The organism is Colwellia sp. M166 (assembly GCF_024585285.1).
Taxonomy (GTDB): domain Bacteria; phylum Pseudomonadota; class Gammaproteobacteria; order Enterobacterales; family Alteromonadaceae; genus Cognaticolwellia.
The window spans coordinates 4,615,934-4,630,987 of sequence record NZ_CP040755.1 but is presented as its reverse complement, the minus strand read 5'-3'; the positions used below and the strand labels follow the sequence as shown (position 1 = coordinate 4,630,987).

General features: G+C 39.8%; 12 protein-coding genes. 2 read left to right on the top strand and 10 right to left on the bottom strand.

Going from position 1 to position 15,054, the window contains the following annotated elements; genetic code table 11:
* Positions 1-83: 83 nt before the first annotated feature.
* The gene (locus FGD67_RS20800) at positions 84-1,463 is read left to right on the top strand and encodes a Na+/H+ antiporter NhaC family protein (RefSeq protein WP_257172925.1); all 1,380 of its coding nucleotides are present in this window, start codon (positions 84-86) and stop codon (positions 1,461-1,463) included.
* Positions 1,464-1,593: 130 nt separating this feature from the next.
* Here the strand turns inward: FGD67_RS20800 and FGD67_RS20795 are convergent, their stop codons facing one another.
* The 6 genes from FGD67_RS20795 to FGD67_RS20770 all read right to left on the bottom strand — a co-directional run bounded on the left by FGD67_RS20795 (position 1,594) and on the right by FGD67_RS20770 (position 6,995).
* Positions 1,594-2,388, bottom strand: a complete 795-nt coding sequence (locus tag FGD67_RS20795) for a M48 family metallopeptidase (protein WP_257172924.1) — start codon at positions 2,386-2,388, stop codon at positions 1,594-1,596.
* A 93-nt stretch (positions 2,389-2,481) separates the two neighbouring features.
* A complete protein-coding gene (locus tag FGD67_RS20790; RefSeq protein WP_257172923.1) occupies positions 2,482-3,963 on the bottom strand; it encodes a cell wall metabolism sensor histidine kinase WalK in 1,482 nt (493 codons plus the stop codon).
* Entirely contained in the window at positions 3,960-4,685 is a 726-nt protein-coding gene (locus tag FGD67_RS20785; RefSeq protein WP_257172922.1) for a response regulator transcription factor, read from the bottom strand. The genes FGD67_RS20790 and FGD67_RS20785 overlap by 4 nt, the downstream gene beginning before the upstream one ends.
* Positions 4,686-4,786: 101 nt before the next feature.
* The gene (locus tag FGD67_RS20780; RefSeq protein ID WP_257172921.1) at positions 4,787-5,521 is read right to left on the bottom strand and encodes a spondin domain-containing protein; all 735 of its coding nucleotides are present in this window, start codon (positions 5,519-5,521) and stop codon (positions 4,787-4,789) included.
* 9 nt (positions 5,522-5,530) lie between these two features.
* Positions 5,531-6,229, bottom strand: coding sequence for a spondin domain-containing protein (locus FGD67_RS20775; protein ID WP_257172920.1), 699 nt, complete (start codon positions 6,227-6,229; stop codon positions 5,531-5,533).
* 115 nt (positions 6,230-6,344) lie between these two features.
* Positions 6,345-6,995: a hypothetical protein gene (locus tag FGD67_RS20770; RefSeq protein ID WP_257172919.1), complete on the bottom strand. Its 651-nt coding sequence runs from the start codon at positions 6,993-6,995 to the stop codon at positions 6,345-6,347.
* 309 nt (positions 6,996-7,304) lie between these two features.
* Between FGD67_RS20770 and FGD67_RS20765 the strand changes: the two genes are divergently transcribed.
* On the top strand, positions 7,305-7,667 hold the full coding sequence (locus tag FGD67_RS20765; protein WP_257172918.1) for a hypothetical protein: 363 nt from the start codon (positions 7,305-7,307) through the stop codon (positions 7,665-7,667).
* Between the two features lie 34 nt (positions 7,668-7,701).
* Here FGD67_RS20765 and FGD67_RS20760 read toward each other — a convergent pair whose 3' ends face one another.
* The 4 genes from FGD67_RS20760 to smc form a co-directional block, all read right to left on the bottom strand.
* Positions 7,702-8,025 (bottom strand): DUF3392 domain-containing protein, encoded by a 324-nt coding sequence (locus FGD67_RS20760; RefSeq protein ID WP_257172917.1) that lies wholly within the window; start codon positions 8,023-8,025, stop codon positions 7,702-7,704.
* Positions 8,026-8,097: 72 nt separating this feature from the next.
* On the bottom strand, positions 8,098-10,137 hold the full coding sequence (gene ligA / locus FGD67_RS20755) for an NAD-dependent DNA ligase LigA (RefSeq protein WP_257172916.1): 2,040 nt from the start codon (positions 10,135-10,137) through the stop codon (positions 8,098-8,100).
* Positions 10,138-10,285: 148 nt separating this feature from the next.
* On the bottom strand, positions 10,286-11,431 hold the full coding sequence (gene zipA, locus FGD67_RS20750) for a cell division protein ZipA (protein WP_257172915.1): 1,146 nt from the start codon (positions 11,429-11,431) through the stop codon (positions 10,286-10,288).
* A 14-nt stretch (positions 11,432-11,445) separates the two neighbouring features.
* Positions 11,446-14,946 carry a chromosome segregation protein SMC gene (gene smc / locus FGD67_RS20745; RefSeq protein ID WP_257172914.1) on the bottom strand — a complete coding sequence of 1,167 codons (3,501 nt, stop codon included), beginning with the start codon at positions 14,944-14,946 and terminating at the stop codon, positions 11,446-11,448.
* Positions 14,947-15,054 lie beyond the last annotated feature (108 nt).

Below are 15,054 nucleotides of genomic sequence, written 5' to 3'. Positions count from 1 at the left end.
ACAATTTAGCCTAGACATTCAAGAAAATAAGGTTATTGTTTGCTTAGAAATAATTAAAATAATAACTAAAAAAGAATCTATTAATGACCTCTAAAAATTCAGAAAGCACATCGAATAACCCACTAGAACATATAAAAGTCACTGGACATCATTCAGAGCAAAGCTTAAAAAGCTTATTACCATTCGGCGTTTTTCTCGGTTTATTTCTTGGCACTGGCATTGTGTTAACTTTGCAAGGTGTTGAGTTTGCGTTTTACCAATTACCGGCAAGCATTGCTATTATTCCAGCCATACTGTTAGCGGTTTATATGGGGCGAGATAGTGTTAATGATAAAATAAGTCAGTTTATACAAGGTGCTGGCCATCAAAACATTATCACTATGTGTATTATTTACCTCTTGGCAGGGGCTTTCGCAACAGTTGCAAAAGCCACTGGCAGTGTTGATGCTAGTGTGCAGCTTGGTCTATCAATATTTCCTGACTACCTTTTATTGCCCGGTCTTTTTTTAGTCGCGGCATTTCTTGCTACCGCCATGGGTACATCGATGGGCACCATTGCAGCAATAGCTCCGATTGCTTTGGGCTTTATTGAATCAGCCGATGTTGACGCTAGCCTTATTGCTGGCTGTATTATTTCTGGTGCTATCTTTGGCGATAACTTGTCGATAATTTCTGATACCACCATAGCGTCAACCCGCAGCCAAGGTGCTCATATGAAAGATAAGTTTCGAGTCAATTTTAAGTTTGCGGTGCCAGCGGCATTAATTTGTTTAGCAATTCTCGCCGTCAATGGCGTAACAATTAATCACGACGTTAACCAAGCACTCGATGTGATCGGCTTTTTGCCTTATATCGTTATTTTGGTGCTAGCACTTTCAGGGGTAAATGTGTTTTTGGTCTTGCTTATTGGTATTGTTTTAGCCGCAGCAATCGGCATGGTAAATAATGGTTATCAATTGGCGAGTTGGGTAAGTGATATTAATAAAGGTTTTGCCAGCATGCAGGATATCTTTATTTTGTCATTATTCATTGGTGGCTTAAGTGAATTGATTAAGCGTCAAGGTGGCCTAAGTGCGCTAACCAAAAGTATTGAGCGTTTGACCCGTAAAATCAGTCCAAATAATAAAAAGCGCGCCGCTGGCATTGGTATTGGCGCACTAGCCTTTTGCTGCAACTTTTTTACCGCTAACAATACCGTTTCTATTATTGTCACCGGTGAAACAGCAAAGGATTTAGCACAAGATGGCGAACTTAGTCCTGCGCATTCAGCAAGCTTATTAGATATTTTTGCCTGCATAAACCAAGGTTTGTTACCTTATGGCGCACAAGCTTTATTACTGGGTGCGACCTTAAAAATATCGCCGATAGAAGTGGTGGCAAATGCTTATTATCCGATGATTTTATTTGTAGTAGCCAGCTTTGCTTTTTGGCGTATCACCAAACAACAATCTACGAAAAAGTAGCTGTAGTTAATTCTAGTGAGTTATTGCCAGTAGGTTAATGGCCATATTTTCCATACGCATCGATGACTCATGATTAAACATAAAAAAGCCCGTATCAACGGGCTTAAATTTACGTAATACTCGCGTCACTCTACATAACGGGTTTAACGCATTTAGGCGCTGTTGCTTGTGTAAAAAATGGCGTTGATTTAGGCAAGTGTTCAGTTAACTGCTTAATACGCGTAGCGTTTGATGGATGGGTCGACATAAATTCAGCTGGTGCATCATTTGACAGTTTAGCCATGTTTTGCCAAAGCTTGATACTTGCTTTTGGATCAAAACCGGACTTTGCCATTAAGTCTTGGCCAACAATATCCGCTTCACTTTCATGACTACGACCATAAGGCATTAACACCCCATATTGCATACCTAAACCTAAGCCCGCCATCACGGTATTACGGCTTTCGATATTCTGACTTTCAAGTAAAACATTCACTAATGACAAACCCATTTGGCTGGCTTGATTCGATGATAAGCGCTCGTTCGAATGGCTCTCAATAACATGTCCTACTTCGTGACCAATAATAGCACCCAGTTGATCTTGGGTCTCAGCAACTTTTAATATACCGGTGTAAACCCCTATTTTACCTCCGGGTAAGGCAAAGGCATTCACTTGTTCAGAGTCAAAAACCACCACTTCCCACTCACCATCATGGGCAGATTTAGGCACATTTTCTGTAATAGCACTGGCGACACATTGCACATAACGATTAACTTCAGGTGATTGACTAATTTTTTCTTTTGTTTTCATTTCTTCAAATGAGGCCGCGCCCATTTTATTCAGCTCATCTGCAGACATCATCATTAACTGCGAACGACCTGTTGAAGAGGTTGTACAGCCCGCTAGTGTCATAACAGCAAGACAAACCGCTAATTTAATTTTCATTTGATTTCCTTAAATAATATCCTTGTTAGCTTATTCTAAATAATGAAAATATAAATATCTATGCTTATTAAATAAAAACTAATCCTAACTATTTTAATGCTTTACTCGTCTTAAGTTAAAATAAAACGAACTGCCGGCGCCTAAGGTACTTTGTACTTTGATATCAGATTTTAATAATTCCAATAATTTCTTGGTAATGGCTAAACCTAAACCAGTATGTTTATTTTTGTCTTGTATGGCATTACTAGCCCGATAGCGGGTATCAAAAATGTAAGACAACTCTTCTGCTTTTATCCCTGTGCCATTGTCTGTAATACTTAGCCGGCATTGATTGCTGTCGAATTCTTCAATAGCAAAAACAATTTTACCATTTTCACCCGTATGACGAATAGCGTTCTCGAGTAAATTACTGGTCACCCGTTCAAGTTTTGCAATATCACTGTGTACTTGAGTGTATGAGCATTTAGGTTCTACCAATATTTCAATATTTTTTTCACTTGCCGCTAAAGTAAACTTTGCCACTACATCGTAAAGTAGCTCGGCAAGATTAAAGGCTTCAAAATTTAGCGATACTTGTCCGCCTTCAAGGTGGGCCAGTTCAAATATTTGGTCAATAAGTAACTTCAACTGCAGCGTATTTTTCAACACGGTGTTGATATATTTTTCGCGTTCTTGTGTTGTTAACTTCTCGCCTTTGTGGGCGATCATTTCGAGGTAGCCTTGTAGTGAAGACAAAGGCGTACGCAAGTCATGAGAAATATCAGCGAGCAATTCTCGACGCTGGACATCACTTTGTTGTAATAGGCTTAGTTGAGCATTAATTTGGTTAACCATTTCTTCAAACGCACTGCCCAATTGATGTACTTCATTACTGCTGTTAGGCATCCACGGGGCTAAATTAAGTTGCGATTTATCGAAACCTACGGCTTTTAATTGTTGAATATCACAATTTAAACGACGAAGCGGTCGAGTAAAATAATAGAAAATACCGAGCATAACGATAAAAAGAAATAATAAGGCACCTACAAGTAACACCATAGAGAGCTCAGCTTGACGAGCAGACTCTAAGCGATTGTAAGCCGACTCATAGCGCTCGCCAGCAACAATAACGTATAAATAACCGCTTAATTTACTGCCATTAAATACCGGCGCTGCAGAGAATATTTTTTTGCGATCTAAGTGTTGAGGATCATCACCATAAATAGGCAAGCTTACTTTGTTTTGTGTTAATTGAATTAATGGCGTGAGATCAATGCGGTCTCGTTTTATCAACGTTGGAGAAATAGAGTGGGTTAAAATAACACCATTAGCATCTACAAAATAAAATTCGAATGCCGGTCCTAAAACCATCAAGGTATGAAAAAGATTTTTTAAGGCTTGGTGATCATAAGCCCCTTCTTGTAACAAAGGATTGTCACGAGCTAAATTAGCCGCCAGTGAAAGGTGTAAGTGTTGCTCAGACTCATAGCGTGTGGTCTGCTCTAAATGCTCTGCCCAAATAAAAAATACACTGATGATAACCACAAAAACTACGAATAACGATAATGATAGTCGGTGATAAAGCGAAAATTTCACGCCGACACACCTTGACGACAAAGCTTATAACCCACGCCCCAAACTGTTTGTACAATTTCAGGTTTAGTGGCATTACGTTCAATTTTATTACGTAAGCGATTGATGTGTGAATTTACCGTATGTTCATAGCCACTGTGGTGATATCCCCATACCGAGCTTAACAGTTGTTCACGGGAAAATACTTGTTCAGGGTGAGAGGCTAAATAGAATAACAAATCAAATTCAGTTGAGGTTAAATCAATATTTTTGCCATTGAGCGTAGCACTATGGGTAATGCTATCAATTTGTAAAGTCCCTACGGTCAGATAATGCTCCGGTGACTGCTGCGCTAACTGTTGCTGACTTATTTTTGATAATAAGTGCACACGTCTGAGCTGGCTGCGTACTCTAGCTTGTAATTCTCGAACGCTGAACGGCTTAGTCATATAGTCGTCAGCACCAAGCTCAAGGCCCAGCACACGATCAATTTCACTATTTCTTGAGGTTACCATTAGAATCACCTGCTCCGGCTTTTGCTCGCGTAATTGCCGACAAACATCTAAACCTGATATTCCTGGCAACATAACATCAAGCATCACTAAGTCGTATTGATTAATTTTTAACTTTTCTAAGGCGACTTCACCTGACAAACAATGATCAACCGTTAAGCCAATTTCTTGTAGAGTTAAGGCCACCAAGTCGGCAATGTCTTGCTCATCTTCAACCACCAGTATGGTATCCATGCTTTGCTCCATTATTATTATCTTTTATTGACAAGAACGAAGCACAGATACAAAAGTAGCGGCTAAACCATCATGTAAACATCATGACTTAGCGTTAATGATCACTCTACACGAGTAACCGATATCGCTAAGGTAGGGTTATCAAAACGATGCGCTTGGATTAATACTGACTGCATTAAGCCGTCGTCACTAGTGATCACGCCCGCGTGCATACCGATAAAACCGACATCGTCACGTTCAGCATTAAAGCCTTCCCCGCCAGCAGCAGGACCCGGTATTGTTGCCATTGTTTCGCTATTTTTCTCTGTGCCTGAATCATAAGAACTTGTTCGCAATGAAATACTTTCGCCAACAGCCATATTTTCCAACGACATAGCGTTGATGCCACTAAAAGCATCATTGGTATTTACTAGCATAGTGGCAGCAGATAACAGCATAGGTTTTGTATCAACCAGACTGACAGATACCGTTTCGCTCATCCCAGGCATAATAACACCAGCACCACTTGCGCCCGCTAACACCATGTCTTGTGCCAGAACTTGTGAGTTATCTCCGCTTTCGGCTAAATTTTCCAATGCCACTGTCGCGCTAGCACCGAGTTCAAATAAAGCCCCTTCATTATGTAAAACAACAGCCACAGGTGATAAAGGTTGTGCATGAGTTAAGTTAGTTACGCTAACTTCATAAGTATAGGTTACCGGTGTTGGCGGTGTAGGTGTTACTGGCTCAGGTGTTGAATTATTATCATTACCACCACAGGCTGACAGCAAAACCGTAAAACCTAGTGCCGACCAGATACCTTTACGGGCAAACTGATTTTTATAAAAAATAGTCATAATAGTCCCCTATTTTACTGTAACAGTGACACGTGCAACCGGATTTAACCAACGATGTACGGTATTATCTAAATCACTTTTACCGGCCGTTAAGTCATCATCACCTAAACTGCCACGATGAATATGCACAGTTTTGTTCACTTCTTCAGTCGTTACACCTGTACCGCCTGTGCCAGCATCCATACCCGGAGCAGCTGGAATACCTAGAGCACCAGGAGCACCACCACCATTAACCACTTCGTTGTTTGCTTCAGTACCGGCATCGTATGCATTAACATTAAAAGTATAATTACCTGCTTCAGTCGGTATTTTCCAACTACTTACACCAGCAAAACCGTCATTGGTTGGTAGTAACATGGTTACAATCGACAAATAAGTATTACTGTCATCAGTACTTAGCATCGCAGTTGTTGACTGACCTGGTGCAAGTAGGCCACTTGCAGGGTTTGCCGCATTATTAGCATTAACGCCATCGAGTAAAGTAACTAGACCTGAAATATCGCCGCCTTCAGCCATCATTTGTAATTCTGGTGTTGCAGCAGTGCCAGCACTAAATAGCGACATGCTGTCATTATGCGCTGACATTAAAATAGGCGTGTAATAAATACCTTGGGTGAGGTTAGTAAATTTTATTTCTAATTCTTGTGCCATTAACGCTGAGCTCGAAAGCGCTAATGCTATCGCTGATGCTGTTTTAATAAGTTTCATAAGTTTCCCTTGATGACGAAATGATTTCGCATTCAGTATGCAAAGCAAACATGGCTAAACTTTCACAGAGTTATCACAAATCTATCACAAGTTTATCAATGAAAAGTAATGAAATTTATTTCTTGATTAGCGTGTCTCGGCCTTTACTAACTCCAAATACATCCGCAGGAGAAAAGCCGAGTGTTATATGAAAGTCTTTATTATTTAACAATAATTTTTGACGAATAAATTGTCCATCTGCTGATGATACCACAACAAAATAACTACTCTTCTCAGCTTTCTCGGCCTTACCTAAACCATGTAAAGTGACACGAAATTTTTCTGATAAATTAAGTTTTTCTTTATCAATGGTTTGATATTCATATGGATTAATTAAGGTTACATGAAAAGATTGGTGATCTCGCGCCGCTTGATACTGTCTATAGATAGCATATTGCTCTTCACCTAACTCATCTTTTAATTGCTCTAAATATCGGCTAAGGTCGGCATCAGACACTTTGCCGCCAAAGTAAACTAATCCACTGCTGTCTTTGAGTTCACTAATTTCTAATAGCAAGTTTTTATCAACATTAATTTCATCAAGCGGCTCACTTGATGACTGCAACATGACTCTCGCTAAAGGTGTCGCTTTACTTACGTTAGTTACGGCTATATTTTTTGTAGTCATTGCTACATGATCGACTATATTCGCAGCCATGACAGAATGAGTCATGATAAATGTCATCACTGTGGTTACGCTAAAAATTCGGCTCATATTATTATTCATTCGGTTTCCTAATTGATGATAACTTTAAGATTAATGTTAACCACAGTGGTCAGCAAGTATGACAAATAACCTTGCCATCAGCCAAGCCATTTAGCAAAGGGCTAACAATTAAAATTGTCGATATCAAAAATCATCTTGGTTATAACGTAGCTTTATACTGGCAGTTGAAATTGTTTAATGTCATGCTATCACTGATATTTGCTCACATTAATCAATATAGCGTTATGATGAACAGTGTAAGAGCAATTGTTGCTGTGTTTTACTAGCGCCTTAGTCATTGAATCACCCGTTGGAGTTATTTTTCACTTAATGAAATTATCAATCAGTCCTGAGCTGTTTAATTATATTGCTATTACTTTCGCTCGTTTTAAATGGCAACTTTTAGCCTGGTGCGTCTTCTTTTTTGTACTTTTTATCGGCTTACAAGCACAAATTCAACTAAAAACGCCCAGCGTATTGGTCTGGTTAGCCATACTTATTTTATTTATGGCCATTGAGAGTTTAGTGGTTTCAGCATTTATGTTTTTCTTTCAAGTGTTGCCATCAACTCGCGAAGAAAACGCCTCTTGGTATCGTTTTTATCGCACGATTGAATGGTGTGAAACCATACTGTTTGCCATATTACTGCCTTTACCCATAGTACTATTTTTCTATGCCTTCATCCGTATATAAACAACTTATAAAGTAAGTTATCTACCTCATCAGCTTAAATATGCCGACGTTTTTGTGCATAAACACCTAAAACGCTAAAAATAGCCACAATCAAAGGTAAAACATAACTGTTAGGTACTTGTGATAATTGTTGAGATAGCAACCGAGTCAACCAAACCGTTAACAAGCCATAACCAAACGCACAAACCACAATAAAAGTGATACAGCGAATAATAAAATGTTGTTTAGCAACAAGCTTACGTACAGCGCTATTAATGTCATTACCAAAAATAACCAGTACTGTGGCGACAATCGCCATAGCTGTTTGATATTGATAACCACGAAACCACTGACCAACATTAATAACTAATTCCGTCATACTACCTCAACAATATTTTTCAAATCCAAACCATCACTTGACCAACATTACCGAGTAAAGTGCGGCGGCTATTTAACTATTTAACAGTGCAATCATTTCATCTTCAGTTAATACGCTGACGCCTAAGTCTTGCGCTTTAACTAATTTAGACCCGGCTTTTTCGCCTGCGACTAAATAATGCGTTTTTGCTGAAACACTACCCGACACCTTTGCACCTAAAGCTTGCAATGCCGCCTTGGCTTCATTTCGGTCCATTTTACTCAAGGTACCCGTTAATACAAAGGTTTGATCTTTAAGCGGTAATTCGTCGTCACTTTTCACTTCGATATCAGGCCAAGACATTATCGCTTCTAACTCTTCCACCACTTCCACGTTATGATCTTGCGCGAAAAAATTAACAATATTTTTTGCTACAATCACACCTACATCAGGCACTTGCTGTAATTGCTCTTCATTGGCTGACTTAATTGCTGAAAAAGTAAGAAAATACTGCGCTAAATTCGACGCCGTAGTTTCACCAACCTCTCGGATACCTAGAGCATAAATAAACTTCGTCAAGGTGGTATTTTTAGCAGCCTCAAGGCCCTTGATCAGATTGTCAGCTGATTTTTGTCCCATTCTTGCCATCGTACTGACATCAAGTGTGGTTAGTTTGAATAAATCGGCAGGGGTTTTTATTAAACCCTCATCAACGAGTTGTTCAACTAATTTGTCGCCTAAGCCATCAACGTCAAGTGCTTTACGCGAGGCAAAATGTTTAATCGCTTCTTTACGTTGCGCCTGACAATATAAACCGCCGGTACAACGCAGCACAGCTTCCCCCTCAGCTTTCATTGCCGCAGATCCACACACCGGACATACGGTTGGAAAGGTGATAACTTCAGCATTTGCGGGTCGGCGCTCAACGACAACACTGACGATCTGCGGGATCACATCCCCTGCACGTCGAATAATTACGGTATCGTTTATTTTTATACCTAGGCGGTCAATCTCATCTTGATTATGTAAGGTGGCATTACTAACCGTGACACCACCAACAAATATCGGTTTAAGGCGAGCCACGGGTGTTATTGCCCCTGTTCGCCCGACTTGAAAGTCAACGGCTTCCAATACCGTTAATTCTTCTTGTGCAGGGAATTTATAGGCGGTGGCCCAGCGTGGTGCTCGGGCGACAAAGCCAAGTTTTTGCTGTAAAGCAATATCATCAACTTTAAATACCGTGCCATCAATTTCGTAACTTAATTTTTCTCGCTGCTGCAAAATATCTTGATAGAAATCTTCAACCTGAGTGGCATTTTCCAGTAACTTAACTTCCGGACACATAGGTAAGCCCAGGTTTTTTATTTGGCAAAGGCGCTGATAATGTGAATCTGCCAGCCAGTGTTCATCAATACCATTACCGCCTTCGTTTGCGCCAACAAAACCGATGCCATAGGCATAAAAAGCGAGATTTCGTTTGGCGGTAATTTTAGAGTCTAATTGCCTTAAGCTACCCGCCGCGGCATTGCGTGGATTGGCAAAGCCTTTCTCCGCTTTTTTTATTGCTTGCTGATTTAAGGCATCAAAGCTCGCTTTTGGCATAAACACTTCACCACGAACTTCTAAAACATCAGGAAAATTGGTGCCTTGCAAGCGTAAAGGGATCGACTTTATTGTACGGACATTCTCGGTAATATTCTCACCAACAGTGCCATCACCACGCGTAGCTGCTTGAACAAAAACACCATTTTCATAACGTAAACTTACCGCTAAGCCATCGAGCTTGGGCTCGGCACAAATAGCAAAGTCTAACGATGATTTTAAACGGTCTTTTAATCGCTTAACAAAAGCTTGCCATTCTTGTGCTGAAAAAACGTTATCTAACGACAACATAGGAAGCTGATGAACAACTTGGCTGAATGATTTAAGCGCCACGCCACCAACCTTTTGGCTAGGTGAATCAAGGGTTTTGAATTGCGGGTGTTCAGTCTCTAACGTAGTTAATTCACGCATTAATCGGTCGTATTCAGCATCAGGCACAGTCGGTTCATCAAGCACATAATATTGATGATTGTAGTGGCTAATTAACTGACATATCTCAGCGATACGATTAATAATATTTTCTTCAGACATAGGTTTTGATTACTTTGAAAGTGAGTGTGCTATCGTCAATAAAGTACGGCTAATACTGATTAGCGTGGTCGTTACTGCACTTATTACAGCTCTAAAAAATACTACTGCACTTTATTAACGAAGCATTATGATTGTTGCAGGTGAGAGGTTAAAGCGAGCCGATACGGCTCTTACGTTCAAACTCACGAATAATACCCATATAATGTTGTTCGGTTTGCTTAGTCATAACACTGCGCTTGTCATCTAATAATTGTCCTTTAAATTCCACAGCAAGCTGTTTAGCGGCATTGAGCATTTGTTCAAATACTTCAAAGGCATCGCCAGCATTAGGTAAGGTCATAAATAGCGTAATACCTTGTGTGGTAAAATTTTCGATATCATCTAAATTAAATGTTCCAGGATTAAGCATATTAGCTAAGCTGAACGTTACCTTGCCGTTGCCGGCATTATCTTGATGACGATGAAATATGTTCATTTCACCGTATTTCATGCCTAAGGTAAGTAATATCGGCAATAACGCAGCACCTGAGATAGCCTGCCCTTCAGGCATCACCACAGAAAGCACAATAACTTGTGGTTCAATTTCATTAGCTATGGTTTTTTTACTTGACTCTGTCGCCGACAGGCTTGGCATATCCTTAACCGCTTCATCACCAAAGTTAATCTCCATTTGGTTACGTTTAACTTTAGGCTGACGGACATTTTTTTTACGTGCTAACGGCTTATTACGCAAAACTTCTGGTTTTGCTTGGGTTACAGGTTGTTGATAAACCGGTTCATATCGAACTGTTTCCTTCGTACTCATTTCATCCTCAACCGGCTCAGCAACAGCTGTTTCAGTATAGGCGTTTTCTTGATAGTTCTGTTCATCAGCGTAACTGTCAACATCTGATAAAGCTTGTTGTTTTAAATGCGCAGGAACTTCTTCAGTATCATTGAGCAAAGCACCAAAGTTTAGGCTTTGATCTAAGGGGTTTTCCTCAAAGTCAGCAGGCGGAATATGATTGGGCATAGGGACATCACTATGAAACTCATCATCATCTTCAAGTGTATGTGATTTAACTGCAACATCATCTCGAACCGGATTTGCGCCCACAACTTTAGGTTTACTGACTCCATCTTGATCAAAACCTGAACCATCGAAACCACGATATTTCGGAGCCACGGGTTCTTCTTTGGTTTTTAATTTATACGGGTTTTTTTGTTTCCTGATGGTCCAGTAACCATGAATGAAAATAGCTGCTATTACGAGAGCACTAATAATAATTAATGTATTTCTGAAATTATCTTCCATTACCTAGCCTATTCTTATACTTCTGCCATAGCGATTGCTTCGTCAATATCAACCGCTACCATACGTGAAACACCTGGTTCAAACATAGTAACACCGGTTAAATGTGACGCCATCTCCATAGCGATTTTATTATGACTTATATATATAAATTGCACTGTTTGCGACATTTCTCGCACTAGATTACAAAAACGACTGACATTTGCATCATCCAAAGGTGCATCCACTTCATCAAGTAAACAAAACGGCGCAGGGTTCAATCGAAAAATCGCGAACACTAATGATAATGCGGTCAGCGCTTTTTCTCCACCAGATAATAGATGAATTGTGCTATTTTTTTTACCTGGGGGTCTAGCCATGATAGTAACCCCGGTTTCTAATAGGTCTTCACCTGTTAATGACAAGTACGCTTGACCGCCACCAAACACCTTAGGAAACAGTAACTGTAAATCATTATTAACTTGATCAAAAGTTAACTTAAATTTATGGCGGCTTTCTTTATCAATTTTTGCTATTGCTGCTTCCAATGTCGTTATGGCATTATTAAGGTCTTGATCTTGTTGGTCAAGATAACTTTTACGCTCAAACTGTGTTTCATATTCTTCAATGGCTGCTAAATTTATCGCCCCTAGCAGTTGTATGTCTTTAGCCAGCTTAATTAAATGTGCTTGCCAGAATGTTTCTTTAGCATTTTCTGGCATAGCAGCAATAACATCATCAATATTCTGCTGCAACTCTGCTAGCACTTCTAATGCGCTTTCAGCTCTTAATTTAAAACCTTCACTGTCTAATTGTAAGCGGGCAAGCTGCTCATTAAGCACTGATATTTTATTTTGACTGGTTTTTTGACCTAATTCCACTTCTGCTAAGCGAGTTTGGCTGTCATTCAGGTTTTTTTGATTAAATTGCAGTTTTTCATTAATTTCGGCTAACTTGTCTAGCCATTGTGGAAGCTGCTGCTCAAACTCTTGCAATGGTTTACTGCTATCACTGAACACTTGGCTGTTATTGCTCAATCGTTGAGTCAATAAATTAATGTTTTCTTGATTAGCTCGAATACCTTGCTCGCGCTGTAGGCGTTGACTTTTAAGTTGTTCAACGACTAAACTCAGCTGATGTCGCTGTTGATGTAAGTCTTGACTACGACTTTGAATTTCTTCAATTGACTGCTGCAATAGCGTTTGCTGTTGAGCAAAGCCATCAAGATCATGTTCACTATCGTCAAGCAATGGCAGCAATTGTGTTTGAAAATCAGTTAACTTTTGTTTGGCAAGCTGCTCACTTTGTAGCAACTCAGCAATTTCTGCGGTTAACTTTTTGTGCTGAGCTTGTTGATAAAGCTTGTCTTGCTCACCCGATGAAATCGTTTTTTCTAGTGTATTCAGTTTATCTTGCTGTAATGCTAAATATTCACTTTGAGCCTTTTTTTCTATGGCGATAGACTTAAGTTGTTGATTATAATTATCCTGCTTCTGCTCGAGCTTTTGCTGCTGCAGTTGTAACTGCTGTAGTGCAGTTTGTTCATTTTCAAGCTCTCGCTGTAAACTTATATAATCATAACCTTGCTCAAGTTTGCCTTTACTGAGCCTATGATGATTTAACCAAGTACCATCCGGACAAATAATGCTTTCATCGGCACCTAACGTGGTTAACTGATGTTTAGCTTGCTGATAACTTTCAGTAATCAATATACTATTAAAATAGCTATTTAACGTCGTTAGACCCGAAACTTTACTGGCTAAAGTGTTTACTTTAACTGTGGCTATATTACCCTTAGCACTAGCCTGCTCTACTGCTTGATAGACAAAACATAAATTATCAGCAGGTAAATTACCGTCAATATCGGCCTCAGGTAAGGTGGCAATAACATGACCTGCTAGCCAATGCGATAACACAGCCTCAACGGCCAACTCCCAGCCATGCGCAACAGTTAGCTGACTTTGCAACGAAACAACATCAGTTATGCCTTGGGCACTAAACCATTTGGCTTGTTTTTCACTCCAGGGCGATTTATCAGCGAGTTTTATTTGTAGCTCATCAATCACTTGTTTTTTCACGGTCGACTGACCCGAAACTACGGCCAATTGTTGATGAAGTTGTTGAGCATGAATTTGCAAACCGCCGGCTTGATTATCGAGTAAAGTCAGCTGCTCTTGCATTTGCTGTAATGCATTTAATTCTGTATTTTTTTGTTGTTGAAGTTGTTGTTCAACGAGCGAATCAGCTAAAGGTAACAAGCTAACTTGTTCACGTAGCTTTATCATTTGCTGCTTAACCTGTTCAAGAATGGTCTGCTGCTGCGTGATATTATCATGCACCGTCTGTTTCTTTTGTTGCAGCTCAGTACGTCGCTGATGCTGTTGTTGCCACTGGCTTTGTAATTGCTTTTGCGCAACTTGTTGCTGTTTCAATTCTGTTTGACAAAACGCTAATTCAATTTCTATTTTTTGTAGTTGTGGCTGTTGCTCATTTAATTTTTGGTCACCTAATTGCAATTGTTCTTGCTCGGCTAAAATCAACTGTTGTGCATTGAGCAACTGCTGCTGAGTCAACTTATTATCACTCTGTGTTTTTTCTGTTTGTTCTTTTAAGTGCTTTACTTGTTGCTCCGCTCGGGCAATATCTTGCGTTAGATTGAGCTTTTCTTGCTGCAATATTTGGCTAGTATCATTGCAGCGCAATAGCGTATTTTTCAACTCGATAATCACTAAATCACTTTGACTGAGCTGGGTGTTCTGGCTCTCAATTTTATTTTCTAGTGCTAAGATACGAGTTTGATGTTGCTGACGTTGCTGATCAAATTTTTGCCAACGTAACACGGCTAATTCAGCTTTATATTTGCGCTCTTGTTGTTTTAAAGCACGAAAACGCTTAGCAGCTTCGGCCTGTTGATGAAGTTTGTCAATCTGGACATCAAGTTCGAGGCGAATATCACTTAATCTGGCTAAGTTTTCTCTGGTGTGGCGTATTCTGTTTTCGGTTTCTTTACGGCGTTCTTTATATTTTGAGATGCCGGCAGCTTCTTCAATAAACACCCGTAGCTCTTGCGGCTTTGATTCAATTAATCGAGAAATAGTACCTTGCTCAATGATCGCATAACTGCGAGGACCTAAGCCGGTGCCAAGAAAAATGTCGGTAATATCTCTACGTCGGCATTTTGTGCCATTTAAAAAGTAGTTATTTATCCCTTCACGGTTAACCACTCGACGTACCGAAACTTGACTTCTGTCGGCCATATTACCTTGAATACGCCCTTGAGTATTATCAAAGACTAGTTCAACACTGGCTTGACCAATAGGCTTTCGTGTTGCGGCACCATTAAATATAACGTCAGTCATGGCATCGCCACGTAGGTTCTTCGCTGAACTTTCACCTAGCACCCAACGAACAGCGTCAATTATATTTGATTTCCCACAGCCATTGGGACCAACAATAGCGGTCATCTGTTGTTCAAATGGCACAGTTGTTGGATCAACAAATGATTTAAAACCTGCCAATTTTATATGCTTGAGTCGCATTAAATCGAATAACCTAATTGTTGCTATCGATTGCCAAAACCTAAGTAAATGACTTACAAATTTTGCACAATTGAAAAAAATAAATTAAAACCCGTGTAATTGCCGCCA

Bases quoted from the DNA above. Each gene is read 5' to 3' on its own strand.
- FGD67_RS20765 (WP_257172918.1), top strand. From the start codon at position 7,305: ATGAAATTATCAATCAGTCCTGAGCTGTTTAATTATATTGCTATTACT.
- FGD67_RS20760 (WP_257172917.1), bottom strand. From the start codon at position 8,025: ATGACGGAATTAGTTATTAATGTTGGTCAGTGGTTTCGTGGTTATCAA.
- zipA (WP_257172915.1), bottom strand. From the start codon at position 11,431: ATGGAAGATAATTTCAGAAATACATTAATTATTATTAGTGCTCTCGTA.
- smc (WP_257172914.1), bottom strand. From the start codon at position 14,946: ATGCGACTCAAGCATATAAAATTGGCAGGTTTTAAATCATTTGTTGAT.
- FGD67_RS20770 (WP_257172919.1), bottom strand. From the start codon at position 6,995: ATGAATAATAATATGAGCCGAATTTTTAGCGTAACCACAGTGATGACA.
- FGD67_RS20780 (WP_257172921.1), bottom strand. From the start codon at position 5,521: ATGACTATTTTTTATAAAAATCAGTTTGCCCGTAAAGGTATCTGGTCG.
- FGD67_RS20800 (WP_257172925.1), top strand. From the start codon at position 84: ATGACCTCTAAAAATTCAGAAAGCACATCGAATAACCCACTAGAACAT.
- FGD67_RS20795 (WP_257172924.1), bottom strand. From the start codon at position 2,388: ATGAAAATTAAATTAGCGGTTTGTCTTGCTGTTATGACACTAGCGGGC.
- ligA (WP_257172916.1), bottom strand. From the start codon at position 10,137: ATGTCTGAAGAAAATATTATTAATCGTATCGCTGAGATATGTCAGTTA.
- FGD67_RS20785 (WP_257172922.1), bottom strand. From the start codon at position 4,685: ATGGATACCATACTGGTGGTTGAAGATGAGCAAGACATTGCCGACTTG.
- FGD67_RS20775 (WP_257172920.1), bottom strand. From the start codon at position 6,229: ATGAAACTTATTAAAACAGCATCAGCGATAGCATTAGCGCTTTCGAGC.